At 59.2% G+C, this 13,758-nt stretch carries 9 protein-coding genes and 1 pseudogene; 3 read left to right on the top strand and 7 right to left on the bottom strand.

Annotated elements, in window-relative coordinates; genetic code table 11:
• The first annotated feature begins 31 nt into the window (after nucleotides 1-31).
• Nucleotides 32-973 (top strand): phenylacetic acid degradation operon negative regulatory protein PaaX, encoded by a 942-nt coding sequence (paaX, locus tag ACI2JR_RS01040; protein WP_462477618.1) that lies wholly within the window; start codon nucleotides 32-34, stop codon nucleotides 971-973.
• On the top strand, nucleotides 973-1,569 hold the full coding sequence (paaY, locus tag ACI2JR_RS01035) for a phenylacetic acid degradation protein PaaY (RefSeq protein ID WP_132731308.1): 597 nt from the start codon (nucleotides 973-975) through the stop codon (nucleotides 1,567-1,569). The genes paaX and paaY overlap by 1 nt, the downstream gene beginning before the upstream one ends.
• A 61-nt stretch (nucleotides 1,570-1,630) precedes the next feature.
• Here the strand turns inward: paaY and azoR are convergent, their stop codons facing one another.
• Entirely contained in the window at nucleotides 1,631-2,236 is a 606-nt protein-coding gene (azoR, locus tag ACI2JR_RS01030; protein ID WP_004861333.1) for an FMN-dependent NADH-azoreductase, read from the bottom strand.
• 258 nt (nucleotides 2,237-2,494) lie between these two features.
• Between azoR and hrpA the strand changes: the two genes are divergently transcribed.
• Complete coding sequence (hrpA, locus tag ACI2JR_RS01025; protein ID WP_462477733.1) at nucleotides 2,495-6,340, top strand: ATP-dependent RNA helicase HrpA; 3,846 nt, start codon at nucleotides 2,495-2,497, stop codon at nucleotides 6,338-6,340.
• Between the two features lie 398 nt (nucleotides 6,341-6,738).
• Here the strand turns inward: hrpA and ACI2JR_RS01020 are convergent.
• From ACI2JR_RS01020 to ACI2JR_RS00995, 6 genes and pseudogenes are all read right to left on the bottom strand, one after another.
• Nucleotides 6,739-7,397 (bottom strand): annotated as a pseudogene (locus ACI2JR_RS01020) (O-methyltransferase).
• A 15-nt stretch (nucleotides 7,398-7,412) separates the two neighbouring features.
• The gene (locus ACI2JR_RS01015) at nucleotides 7,413-8,792 is read right to left on the bottom strand and encodes an efflux transporter outer membrane subunit (RefSeq protein WP_462477732.1); all 1,380 of its coding nucleotides are present in this window, start codon (nucleotides 8,790-8,792) and stop codon (nucleotides 7,413-7,415) included.
• Entirely contained in the window at nucleotides 8,792-9,874 is a 1,083-nt protein-coding gene (locus ACI2JR_RS01010) for an HlyD family secretion protein (RefSeq protein WP_132731311.1), read from the bottom strand. Before ACI2JR_RS01010 ends, ACI2JR_RS01015 begins: the two co-directional genes overlap by 1 nt.
• 28 nt (nucleotides 9,875-9,902) lie before the next feature.
• Nucleotides 9,903-11,555 carry an MFS transporter gene (locus ACI2JR_RS01005; protein ID WP_462477617.1) on the bottom strand — a complete coding sequence of 551 codons (1,653 nt, stop codon included), beginning with the start codon at nucleotides 11,553-11,555 and terminating at the stop codon, nucleotides 9,903-9,905.
• Nucleotides 11,555-11,986: a MarR family winged helix-turn-helix transcriptional regulator gene (locus ACI2JR_RS01000; protein ID WP_462477616.1), complete on the bottom strand. Its 432-nt coding sequence runs from the start codon at nucleotides 11,984-11,986 to the stop codon at nucleotides 11,555-11,557. The genes ACI2JR_RS01005 and ACI2JR_RS01000 overlap by 1 nt, the downstream gene beginning before the upstream one ends.
• A 216-nt stretch (nucleotides 11,987-12,202) precedes the next feature.
• A complete protein-coding gene (locus tag ACI2JR_RS00995) occupies nucleotides 12,203-13,477 on the bottom strand; it encodes a Glu/Leu/Phe/Val dehydrogenase (RefSeq protein WP_462477615.1) in 1,275 nt (424 codons plus the stop codon).
• Between the last annotated feature and the right edge of the window lie 281 nt (nucleotides 13,478-13,758).

Raw genomic sequence — 13,758 nt, 5'->3', positions numbered from 1 at the left:
AAAGGACAACAATAACAACAGAATGAATCAGATGAGTAAACTCGATACTTTTATTCACCAGGCGGTAGAAGCGATGCCGATCAGCGGCACGTCGCTGATCGCCTCGCTGTACGGGGATTCACTCCTGCAGCGCGGAGGGGAAGTGTGGCTGGGCAGCGTGGCCGCCCTGCTCGAAGGTCTGGGGTTTGGCGAACGCTTTGTGCGGACGGCGCTGTTTCGTCTCAACAAAGAGGAGTGGCTGGATGTGGTGCGTATTGGCCGCCGCAGCTTCTATCGGTTGAGCGACAAAGGGCTGCGGCTGACCCGCCGCGCGGAGCATAAAATCTACCGCGCCAGCGCGCCGGAATGGGACGGGACCTGGCTGCTGCTGCTGTCGGAAGGACTGGAGAAAAACCTGCTGGCGGAGGTCAAAAAACAGCTGCTGTGGCAAGGCTTTGGCGCATTGGCTCCCAGCCTGCTGGCATCGCCGTCGCAAAAAATGGCCGACGTCCAGTCGCTGTTGCATGAGGCGGGGGTGGCGGAGAACGTCATCTGCTTTGAGGCCCATTCGCCGCTGGCACTTTCCCAGGCGGCGCTGCGCGCGCGGGTTGAAGAGTGCTGGCATTTAACGGAGCAGAACGCGATGTATGAAACCTTCATTGCGCTGTTCCGCCCGCTGCTGCCGCTGCTGCGCGAGGCGGATGCCGAAGAGTTCACTCCGCAACGTTGCTTCCAGATTCAGCTGCTGCTGATCCATTTCTATCGTCGCGTGGTGCTGAAAGATCCGCTGCTGCCGGAGGAGCTATTGCCGGCGCACTGGGCCGGACAGACCGCCCGCCAGCTGTGTATCAATATTTACCAGCGGGTCGCGCCCGGCGCGCTGGCGTTCGTCAGCGAAAAAGGGGAAAGCTCGGTGGGGGAACTGCCCGCGCCGGGGCCGCTCTATTTTCAGCGTTTTGGCGGTTTGCCAGGCGCATCGAATAAGGAGGCGTAATGCCGATTTATCAGATTGATGGAATGACCCCGGTGGTACCGGATGAAAGCTATGTGCACCCGACGGCGGTGCTGATCGGCGATGTGATCCTCGGTAAAGGGGTGTATGTCGGTCCGAACGCCAGCCTGCGCGGCGATTTTGGCCGTATTGTGGTGAAAGACGGGGCTAACATTCAGGATAACTGCGTGATGCACGGCTTCCCCGGTCAGGATACGGTGGTGGAAGAGGACGGGCATATCGGCCACGGCGCCATCCTTCACGGCTGCGTGATCGGCCGCAATGCGCTGGTTGGCATGAGCGCGGTAATTATCGACGGTGCAACCATCGGGGAGAACAGCATCGTGGGGGCATCGGCATTCGTGAAAGCGAAAGCGGAGATGCCGGCGAACCATTTGATTGTCGGCAGCCCGGCAAAAGCTATCCGCACGTTGAGCGAGCAGGAGATGGCGTGGAAAAAGCAGGGGACGCGGGAATATCAGGTGCTGGTTGAGCGCTGCAGGCAGACGCTGCATCAGGTGGAGCCGCTGAAAGAGGTGGAAGCGCAGAGAAAACGTCTGGAGTTTGATGAGCACCTGCGACCGAAATCGCAGGTGTAACGTTCTGTCACGAGCGTCGCCGGTTAAGCGTAGCGCCAGCCGGCTATCGGCCCGTTGGCGATCAGGCCGCAACCACGCTGTCGATGGCCGCTTTTGCGTCGGACTGCGCTTTTGCCGCCACTTCCGGACCGTAAGCAATGCCTTCCGCGAAGACAAAGTTGACGTCGGTGATACCGATGAAGCCGAGGAAGGTCGACAGGTACGGGGTGACCAGGTCAGTGGGGGTATCTTTATGGATACCGCCGCGGCTGGTCAGGACCACCGCGCGTTTACCGGTGACCAGACCTTCCGGTCCTTTCTCGGTGTAACGGAAGGTTACGCCGGCGCGAGCCACCAGGTCGAAGTAGTTTTTCAGCTGGGTCGGGATGTTGAAGTTGTACATCGGCGCGGCAATAACAATCACGTCATTGGCCTGCAGTTCGGCGATCAGCTCGTCGGACAGCGCCAGCGCTTCCTGCTGACGCGGAGTCAGCGGGGCATCGCTCGGACGCAGCGCGCCAACCAGTTCACCATCCAGTACCGGAATCGGGTTTGCTGCCAGGTCACGCACGGTGATAACGTCTTCCGCGTGCTGTTCACGCCATTGTTCAACAAAATAGTCGGACAGCTGACCGGATTGTGAGTACCCTGCCAGAATACTGGATTTCAGTACTAATACTTTGCTCATGGGTGTTTCCTTATATGAGATTGACGGGTCGATGCCCTGGTGCTTGTTGACACTGTATTCACAATCATGCCACAGAGAAAGCGCAATAAATCGAACTCTGTGTTCAGTTTTTTTGAACAAGGCATAGAATTCACAGATGTGGTAATATACAGCAATACTTCAAAAGAGATTTTTCCCGGCAGTGCGCTGCCCGATAACGCTATGACAGAACAACAAACGTTCACCTTCTCTCAGCTATTCCAACAGCTTGACGGCCTGATGCTGCGCGACCGATCGCGCTTTTCCCGGCGCCTGCACGGCGCGAAGAAGGTTAAAAATCCTGAAGCCCAGCAGGCCATTCTTCAGGAGATGGCGCAAGAGATCGAACAAGCCGCAGGGAGAGTCCTGCTGCGCGAAGCCTCGCGCCCGATGATTACCTACCCGGAAAATCTGCCGGTCAGCCAGAAAAAAGATGAGATTTTGCAGGCGGTTCGCGACCATCAGGTGGTGATCGTGGCGGGGGAGACCGGCTCCGGTAAAACCACCCAGCTGCCGAAAATCTGCATGGAGCTGGGGCGCGGGGTAAAAGGGCTGATCGGCCATACCCAGCCGCGTCGTCTGGCGGCGCGCACCGTGGCTAACCGTATCGCCGAAGAGCTGCAAAGCGAGCCGGGCGGCTGCATCGGCTATAAAGTCCGTTTTAGCGACCACGTTAGCGACAACACGATGGTCAAGCTGATGACCGACGGTATTCTGCTGGCGGAAATCCAGCAGGACCGGCTGCTGATGCAGTACGACACCATCATTATCGATGAAGCGCACGAACGCAGCCTGAATATCGATTTCCTGCTCGGCTATCTGCGCGAACTGCTGCCTAAGCGCCCGGATTTGAAAGTGATTATCACCTCGGCGACGATCGACCCGCAACGTTTCTCGCGCCACTTTAACCATGCGCCGATTATCGAAGTGTCGGGCCGCACCTATCCGGTGGAGGTCCGCTACCGGCCGATTGTCGAAGAGGCCGATGATACCGAACGCGATCAACTGCAGGCGATTTTCGACGCGGTGGATGAGCTGGGCCGTGAAAGCCCGGGCGATATCCTGATCTTTATGAGCGGCGAGCGTGAAATTCGCGATACCGCCGATGCGCTGAATAAGCTCAATCTGCGTCATACCGAAATCCTGCCGCTGTATGCGCGGCTGTCGAACAGCGAACAGAACCGCGTTTTCCAGTCCCACAGCGGGCGGCGTATCGTGCTGGCGACCAACGTTGCCGAAACCTCGTTGACCGTTCCGGGCATTAAGTACGTGATTGACCCCGGGACCGCGCGCATCAGCCGTTACAGCTACCGTACCAAGGTACAGCGCCTGCCGATCGAGCCGGTGTCCCAGGCTTCCGCCAACCAGCGTAAAGGGCGCTGCGGGCGTGTTTCCGAAGGGATCTGTATTCGTCTCTATTCGGAAGATGATTTCCTGTCGCGCCCGCAATTTACCGATCCGGAAATTCTGCGTACCAACCTGGCGTCGGTGATTCTGCAGATGACCGCCCTCGGACTGGGGGATATCGCCGCTTTTCCGTTCGTCGAAGCGCCGGATAAGCGCAATATCCAGGACGGCGTGCGTCTGGTCGAGGAGCTGGGGGCGATTACCACCGACGCACAGCAGACCGCCTACAAGCTGACGCCGATGGGCCGTCAGCTCAGCCAGCTGCCGGTTGACCCGCGCCTGGCGCGGATGGTGCTGGAAGCGCAAAAACACGGCTGCGTGCGTGAGGCGATGATCATCACCTCGGCGCTGTCGATTCAGGATCCGCGCGAACGCCCGATGGACAAGCAGCAGGCGTCGGATGAGAAACACCGCCGCTTCCACGATAAAGAATCCGACTTCCTCGCGTTTGTTAATTTGTGGAACTACCTCGGGGAGCAGCAAAAAGCGCTCTCCTCGAACCAGTTCCGTCGCCAGTGCCGTACCGATTTCCTCAACTATCTGCGGGTGCGCGAATGGCAGGATATCTATACCCAGCTGCGCCAGGTGGTGAAAGAGCTGGGGCTGCCGATTAACAGCCAGCCGGCGGAATATCGCGAAATCCACACCGCGCTGCTGACCGGTCTGCTGTCGCATATCGGGATGAAGGATAACGATAAGCAGGAGTTTACCGGGGCGCGCAATGCGCGCTTCTCGATCTTCCCGGGTTCCGGTTTATTCAAAAAGCCGCCGAAGTGGACGATGGTGGCTGAACTGGTCGAAACCAGCCGTCTGTGGGGGCGCATTGCCGCCCGCATCGATCCGGAATGGGTCGAGCCGGTCGCCCAGCATCTGATAAAGCGTTCCTGGAGCGAACCGCACTGGGAACGGGCGCAGGGGGCGGTGATGGCCACCGAGAAAGTGACGCTCTACGGCCTGCCGATCGTCGCCGCCCGTAAAGTGAACTACAGCCAGATTGACCCGGCGCTGTGCCGCGAGCTGTTTATCCGCCACGCGCTGGTGGAAGGCGACTGGCAGACGCGTCACGCCTTCTTCCGCGACAACCTCAGGCTGCGCGCCGAAATTGAAGAGCTGGAACATAAATCGCGCCGCCGCGACATTCTGGTGGACGACGATACCCTGTTCGAGTTCTACGACCAGCGCATCAGCCATGACGTTATTTCCGCGCGTCACTTTGATAAATGGTGGAAACTGGCCAGCCGCGACACGCCGGATCTGCTCAACTTTGAAAAGAGCATGCTGATCAAAGAGGGGGCGGAGCAGGTCAGCAAGCTGGACTATCCGAACTTCTGGCATCAGGGCAACCTGAAGCTGCGGCTGACCTATCAGTTTGAACCGGGCGCCGACGCCGACGGAGTGACGGTACATATCCCGCTGCCGCTGCTTAATCAGGTTGAAGAGGCCGGGTTTGAATGGCAAATCCCCGGTCTGCGTCGTGAACTGATTATTGCGTTGATTAAGTCGCTGCCAAAACCGGTACGGCGTAATTTCGTGCCGGCGCCGAACTACGCCGAGGCGTTTTTAGGCCGCGCCGCGCCGCTGGAGCTGCCGCTGCTGGATTCGCTGGAGCGTGAGCTGCGCCGGATGAGCGGAGTGACCATCGACCGCGAAGCCTGGCAGTGGGATCAGGTGCCCGATCATCTGAAAATCACCTTCCGGGTAGTGGATGATAAGAACAAGAAGCTGGCGGAAGGACGCTCGTTACAGGAGTTAAAAGATACGCTGAAAGGCAAAGTGCAGGAGACGCTCTCTGCGGTGGCCGATGATGGTATTGAGCAGAGCGGTCTGCATATCTGGAGTTTTGGTCAGCTTCCGCAAAGCTACGAGCAGAAACGCGGGAACTACAAAGTGAAGGCCTGGCCGGCGCTGGTGGACGAACGTGACAGTGTCGCGATCAGGCTGTTCGATAATCAGCTCGAACAGCAGCAGGCGATGTGGCAGGGCTTACGCCGTTTACTGCTGCTGAACATCCCGTCGCCGATCAAGTATCTGCACGAGAAGCTGCCGAACAAGGCCAAGCTGGGGCTCTATTTTAACCCGTATGGCAAGGTGCTGGATCTGATCGATGACTGCATCTCCTGCGGCGTGGATAAGCTGATTGATGAAGCGGGCGGCCCGGTGTGGAGCGCAGAGGGCTTTACGCAGCTGCACGACAAGGTGCGCGCCGAACTCAACGATACGGTGGTGGAGATTGCCAAACAGGTCGAACAGATCCTCACCGCGGTGTTCAATATCAATAAACGGCTGAAAGGGCGCGTGGATATGACCATGGCGCTGGGGCTGTCGGATGTCAAAGCGCAGATGAGCGGCCTGGTCTACCGCGGCTTCGTGACCGGCAACGGCTTCCGCCGTCTCGGCGATACCCTGCGTTATCTGCAGGCGATCGAAAAGCGGCTGGAAAAGATGGCGATTGATCCGCACCGCGATCGGGCGCAGATGTTGAAAGTGGAGAGCGTGCAGCAGGCCTGGCAGCAGTGGCTGAATAAGCTGCCGCCGGGGCGTCGCGGCGATGACGATGTGCAGGAGATCCGCTGGATGATCGAGGAGCTGCGCGTCAGCTACTTCGCCCAGCAGCTGGGGACGCCGCATCCGATTTCCGATAAGCGGATCCTACAGGCGATGGAGCAGATCGTCGCCTGATCGGCGGGCTGATGGTCGTTTTAGGGTGGTTTGGGCGAATAAGCGCGTTGGCTGCTCGTGGCATGGATATTCCGTCCAGTTTCGTGGAATATTCCGTTCACGGTAAATCTGGCGCTATTCTCAAACCCGCTGCGGGTGAACGGCACGGGGGGCGTTTCGCTCGCCCCCCGTGGCCCCCGGCATGGCGCTGAAAACTGCCGCTGCGCGGTACGCTCCACTCCGGCTTCATCTGGCGGACCGGGCAGGACTCGACGTCCCTGTCTCGACCTGTCTCTCTGGCCGCCAGTCCTGGATGCGCGCCTGCGTTCCCGCCAGTTTTCTTGATGCGCCTTAACCCCCGCGCTGCCAACCCGTGGCAATCACGGCGATCCATCAGCCAGGCCCGACCCGCACAAAAGCTACCCGTTGACCCACGCCAGCGTAAATCCATCCCAGCCCTTGCTGCCCACCGTCTGCAGCGCCGTCACCGTCAGGCGCGGATCGCTGCCCATCATCTCAATAAACCGCCGCACGCCCTGGACTCGCTCATCGGCGCTGTGCGGATTGGTCACTTCCCCATCCCGCACCACGTTATCGCCGATAATCAGCGTTCCCGGGCGGGAGTAGCGCAGCGCCCACTGCAGATAGTGCGGGTTGTTGGGCTTATCGGCATCGATAAAAATCAGATCAAACGCGGGGCGATCGCCGAGGCTCTCAAGGTTGCCAGCGCCGGACCTTCGCGCAGCGTGACCCGAACGCCCACGCCCGCCAGCTGAAGATTCTGCCGCGCGATCTGCGCATGGTGCGGGTCGGCTTCCAGGGTCAGCAGCTCGCCGTCCGGCGGCAGCTCGCGCGCCATCCAGATGGTGCTATAGCCGCCGAGCGTGCCGATCTCCAGCACCCGCCGGGCGCGGGTGATGCGCACCAGCAGCGCCAGAAACTGGCCCTGGTTGGCGGCAACGTCATAGGCCGGAAGGCCAGCGCGCTGGTTATTCTCCAGCACCTGCTGCAAGAGCGGGTCGGACGGGATCAGCGATTCAACAAGATAACTATCTACAGCAGACCATTGTTGTTGCATGCAAAATTTCCTGTATTACATCCCTGATGAATCAGACCAGCCGCCTCCCAGCGACCGGTATAAATCCACCTGCGCCAGCAGCAGATTGTTCTTCACCTGGACAACGCTAATCTGCGTCGCGTAGAGGGTTCGTTGGGCGTCCAGTACGTCAAGATAAGAGGAGTAACCGTTGCGGTAGCGATTCTGCGCAATGCGCAGGGTTTCCTGCGCCACCGCCTGTTGACTCAGCAGTTCATCTAGCTGCTCGCCATAGCGGGTGATGGCATCAAGACTGTCATTGACCTCTTTAAACGCGCCGCGCACCGTTTTCTCATAACCGTACAGCGCCTGGTTGCGCTGCGCCATTGCCACATCCACCTGGGCGTTCAGCGCCTGGCGGTTGAGCAGCGGCGCGAGAATACTGCCGCCGAGACTCCACAGCCGCAGCGGGTTATCGAGCAGATCCGGCAGCGTGCGGTCCTGCAGGCTGCCGGTGGCGGTCAAATTGATCGACGGCAGCAGCTGCGCCTGCGATGAGGCGAGAGTGGCATCGGCGGCGATCAGCTGCCGCTGGGCCTGGGCGATATCCGGACGGCGGTTGAGCAGCGTGGAAGGCAGCTGTGAAGGCAGCCCCAGCGGCGTCAGCCGGGCGAAAGCTTGCCGCTTAACCGCTCCCGGGTTGCTGCCGAGCAGGATGCTCAGGGCGTTTTCCTGCTCGGCGATCTGGTGCTGTAAGAGCGGGATCTGCGAACGGGTCGCACGCAGCTCGGAGTCGGACTGCATCAGCTCAAGGCGCGAGGTATAGCCGGTCTCAAACTGGCGTTTAGCCATATTGTAGGCATCTTCGCGGGATTTCAGCGTCTGCTGAGTGACCCGCAGCTGCTCATCCAGCGAGAGCAGGGTCAGATAACCGGCGGCCACCGAGGTGGCGACGGTGAGATCAGCGGCGGCGGCGGCGGCCTTTTGCGCCGCAAGGCTGGCCTGCGCGGCGCTGGCGGCGCTGCGGTTCGCCCCCCAGAGATCCACATCATAGCTGGCGGTTAGCGCGCCTTTATAGACCGTACTGTGAACGGGCAGACCGGTTACGGCGGATTGGCTGCGGGCGCGGGTCCCGGTCAACCCGGCATCCAGCGAGGGGAACAGGCTGCTGTCGGCGGCGTAGGCCCGGGCCTGGTATTCATTCACCCGTTCGCGGGCGATCAGCACATCGCTGTTATAACGCAGCGCCTGGTCAACGTACTGATTGAGGGTGCTGTCGTGAAAATTACGCCACCACACGCTCTCCGCCGGGCTGGCTGGCCCGATACCGGCGCGCCAGGCGGCAGGAATTTGCAGTGACGGTTGCGCACGCTGAACGTCCGCCGACTGACAGCCGATCAGCGCGAGAGCCAGGGCGAGGGTGAGCGGGCGAATCATCATTTTTCCCCCTCGCGGGTGTCGATGGTCACCTGTACTGACATCCCCGGACTCAGGCGCTGGCTGTTTTTCTGCCCGTCATCGACGGCGATGCGCACCGGAATGCGCTGGGCGATTTTGACAAAGTTGCCGGTGGCGTTATCCGGTGAGATAGCGCTAAATTCGACGCCGGTCGCCGGGGAGATACTCTGCACGGTGCCGCTGAACTTTTCGCCGTTCAGCGCATCGACGGTAAAGGTCACGGCCTGGCCGAGACGGATCTCCGCCAGTTGGGTTTCTTTCATATTGGCGATGACCCAATGCTGCGGCGGCACCAGCGAGGTTAAATGGGTACCGGCGCTGACGTAGGCGCCGAGACGCACCGAGATCTGCCCCAGTTGACCGGTCGTGGGGGCGACAATCCGGGTATTTTGTAGATCGATCTCCGCCAGCTCCAGCGCGGCTTTGGCGCTGGCGACGTCCGCCTCCAGCGCATCGCGGTTGACGATCGTCGACTGCAGATCCTGGCGCGACATGTCCAGCGTCGCTTTTGCCTGCGCGATATCGGCGGTGCCTTGCGCCGCGCTGGCGCGCGCGGAGTCGCGTTCGCGAATCGACAGTGAACCGTCGGCGGTTAACTCCTGGACCCGTTTTAAATCCGCCTGGGTCTTCTGGTTCTGCGCGCGGGCGTTTTGCAGCGCGGCCTCGTTGCGGATAATCACCGCCTCGGCGCTTTTACGCTGCTGAAGGTTGTTCTTCAACGCCGCTTCTTTCATCGCAAGCGTAGCCTGCGCCTGATGAACGCGCTGTTTATAGATCCGGTCATCAATCTGGAACAGCACCTGTCCCGGTTTGACGTTATCAAAATCCTGCACGTTGACGGCGGTCACATACCCGCTGACCTGAGGGCTGATAAACGTGGTCTGCCCGCGCACATAGGCGTTATCGGTGAACTGGCTGTGCCGGGTAAACGGCGGCAACTGCCAGGCGTACAAAATGACCAGTACGCCGAGAAGGCCGATGGCGGCGGCGCTAAAAATGGATACCACGCGGATATTATTTCGGGTATTGGCCTGTTGCCTGGCCGCATCCTGCTGACTCATAACGACTCCAGAGTAAAAATTGTAATTGTTATTTGCTGCCCGTCGCATTTTTCAGCGCGATGCGGGCGGTAATTCGCAGTCTTATTAAACGCCAGAACACCCATATCAAGGTCCCGGCGGAAATCGCTGCGGTCAGGAGATAAGTGTCATTGTAGGCAAGAATATTCGCCTGTAGCGTTGAGGCATTCTGCAAAAGGGTACTGGCCTGAACGCTAAGCAAGGCGCTGTCGCCAATCTGGCTTTGGTACATCTGGGTGTATTGCTGTAAGCGCTCGGTAATCAGCGGATTCAGGGTGGTTATCTGGTCGGCGAGCTGGCTGGAGTGAAACTTTTCGCGCCAGGTCTGAAAGGTGCCGAGAATCGCTGAACCCAGCAGGCCGCCGACGTTCTGGCTCATGCCAAACAGCACCGAAAAACTGACCAGGTTGCGCTGGTCGGCAATCACCCCGCCGATCCCCGCCAGCATCGCCGGGGCGAGGAAGAAGGCGCTGCCAAAGCCTAGCAGAAACTGGCTGAACATCAGCTGTTCCGGGCGGGTCAGGGCAGTGGACTGGCTGTCGAGCAACGAGGCTATCATGATCGCCGCCAGCGCGGTGGCGGTTGGCCAGTACAGGTGCTGCGGGTTTAGCGTCAGGCAGCTGGCGACAATTCCGCAGACGATACCGGCAAATATCGACCACGCCAGGTGGGTCATCTGCTCGTTTTGCAGGCCGACGTACTGCAGCCAGCCGATGGCCCCGGTGTTCTGCTCCGCCAGCACGATACGCATCAGCAGCATAATCAGGCCAAGGCGCAGAATACTGCCGCTGGAGAGCCAGTGGGTATTGAGCAACGGGTTGCTGCGGTTGTGTTCAAAGACGATGGCCGACACAATCAGCACCACCGCGCCCGCCAGCGACCAGCCGATCCACGGCGCTTCAAACCACCAGTCGAAGCGCCCCAGCGAAAGAACGGCGCAGACCAGCGCCATGCCGGGGGCCAGCAGAAAGAAGGTGATAAAATCCTTTTTCTCGAACACTTTTTTGCGATCGCTGGGCGGCAGTTTCAGCACCATGACGCAGGCGAGGGAGACCAGCGCCAGCCCCAGTTCGAAAAAGTACAGCCCGCGCCACTCGTCGATTTGCAGCAGTTCGGTCGAGAAAAGCCGGGCGAGGGGGATCGCCAGCGACGAACCGGTGATGCCGATAGTCAGCGCCTTCAGGCGATGGCGGGCGGGCCAGGCCTGAACCTGATAATAAATCCCCAGCGAACTGAGCGCCGCCGCCACCATACCGTGCGCGGCGCGAACCATCAGCGCCGAGCTGAGATCGTTGACGAAAAGGTGGAAAAACGTCACCAGCACGTAGAGGACCAGAAAGCCCTCGGTAAAGGCGCGCAGGCCAAACTGCTGGCGGAATTTAACCAGCAGCAGGTTGATCGATACGTTGGTCATCACGTAGACGGCGGGCAGCCAGGCGATCTCCGTCGACCAGGCGGCAAACGTCCCCTGCAGGTTTTGCAGGTTGGCGGTCACCACCGCATTGCCGAGCGCGCCGGTCAGGCAGACCAGCAGACCGACGATGCCATAGGCGATGCGCTTAGGCGTACTGTGCAGCGGGGTAGACGGCGAACCAAGAATCGCGGGTTTTTCATGCGGCGCCCAGTCGTGGGGCACGTAGGGGTTGCTTTTATGGCGAGGCATTACTTTTTCTCCACCTCGCGCAGCAGCTTTTCCAGCACCCGTTGCGTTTGTGCCCGTTCCTCTGGGGTGATCGCGCTGAGGATCTCTTCACGCAGATCGTCGGCGACCGCTTTAACCTGGCGGTAGAGTGCAAGCCCTTTCTCCGTCGCCACCAGCAGGCGCTTGCGCTTATCGCTATCGGTCATCACGCGCTCCACCAGCTGCAGTTCCACCAGACGGTTGACCAGCGGGACGATGGTGGCGCTCTCCACGCCCACTTCCTGGGCCAGTTCGCTTTGCGAGAGCGGATGTTCATTGCGGGCAATCGCCGAAACGGCGACCCAACTGGCCTGGCTCATGCCGAGGTCCTTCAGCCGGCGATTGACCGCCAGCTGCCAGTGGTGGGCGGTGAGGTGTAACAGATGGGAAAAGGTGAGCTGTCGGTTATCCATAATCGTCTTTAAATCATTAGAACTCTAATGATTTTATGCCTGGCAGAATGGGGAATTCAAGAGCGGATGCTAAAAAGTTGTTAACTCAACGGTGGGAGAGGAAGCGCGCAGGAGAAGAGATCAGGCGGCGGCGTACGGCGTCGCGCGGGTCGACAAAAGAAAACCCGGGCGGCGTTGACGCCTGGCCCGGGTGACCGTTACGACGCTAGCGCCGGATTAGCCTGGATAGATCCCGCGGTCTTTCCGCGCCATCAGGATGCGTTCACAGGCCACGATATAGGCGGCGGTACGCAGGGAGCACGCTTTATCAGAGGCTTTCTCGCAGACGTGGATGATCGCATCGGTCATGATACGGTCCATTTTGGCGTTGATCTCTTCTTCGCTCCAGAAGAAGCTCGCCATGTCCTGGACCCATTCGAAGTAGCTGACGGTGACGCCGCCGGCGTTACAGATAACGTCCGGCACCACGATCACGCCGCGCTCGGCCAGCACATCATCCGCTTCCGGATAGGTCGGGCCGTTTGCCCCTTCCAGCACCAGCTTGCAGGTCAATTTTTCCGCGCGTTCGCGGGTGATCTGGCCTTCCAGCGCCGCCGGGATCAGGATGTCCATCTGGGTGGTCCAGAAGGCGTCTTTGTCAATTTCATGGGCGCCCGGGAAGCCGGCGATCTGCTTCTTCTCGGTCTGCCAGGCGGTCAGGGCCGCCATATCGATACCGCCTTCATTGTACAGGGTGGCGGTATGGTCCTGGATGACCACGATACGGGCGCCGACTTCGGCAAACAGGCGCGCCGCTTCGCTGCCCACGTTACCGAAACCTTGCAGCGCCACTTTCGCGCCTTCAATTTCAATGCCGAAACGGCCGGCAACTTCACGGCCGGTAATAAAGACGCCGCGGCCGGTCGCTTTCTCACGTCCCAGAGAACCGCCGAGGTGAATCGGCTTACCGGTGACAACGCCGGTGACGGTGGTGCCGTGGTTCATGGAGTAGGTATCCATCATCCAGGCCATCACTTTACCGTTGGTGCCGACGTCTGGCGCCGGAATATCTTTCTGCGGCCCGATAATCAGACCGATCTCGCTGGTGTAGCGGCGGGTCAGACGTTCCAGTTCGCCTTCGGAGAGGCTAAACGGGTCGACGCGAACGCCGCCCTTTGCGCCGCCATAAGGAATATTGACTGCGGCACACTTGATGGTCATCCAGGCAGAAAGTGCCATCACTTCGTTCAGGTCAACATCTGGATGGTAGCGAACACCACCTTTACCCGGTCCACGCGAAAGATTGTGCTGTACGCGATAGCCTTCGAAGTGACGGATGGTGCCATCATCCATCTGCACCGGAATGTCAACGATCAGCGCGCGTTTCGGGTGGCGAAGAGTTTCCACCCAGTAGGCGAGATCGCCCAGATAAGGCGCGACGCGGTCGATCTGGCGCAGGTAGGTTGTCCATGGAGATGTACTACTTTCAGATGCGTAAGATAACTTTTCCATAAGAGTCCTGTTCTCAATGTTATTTATGTCGTGTGAAACCGTGGAATGGCTACAGCAGTAAACTCTGTGCAATGAATGTTATCACCAATTTTATAAACCGGTATTTGACGGCCATTGCGAATTTTACATTTTTGTTAGAAATTTGCTTTTTCGAGTGCATAACTAAGCACGAAAAATCTCGTCATAACGCGCATTAATATGCATATTTTATGCAGTTAAGTGAATATAAAAATAAATTTTCTATATTTATCATTATCTTGATGATCTTCAAAAAGTGAATA

This window comes from Klebsiella sp. NPDC088457, assembly GCF_044900465.1.
Classification (GTDB): domain Bacteria; phylum Pseudomonadota; class Gammaproteobacteria; order Enterobacterales; family Enterobacteriaceae; genus Klebsiella.
The sequence above is the reverse complement of the archived record's forward strand: the minus strand, read 5'-3'. Positions and strand labels throughout refer to the sequence as shown.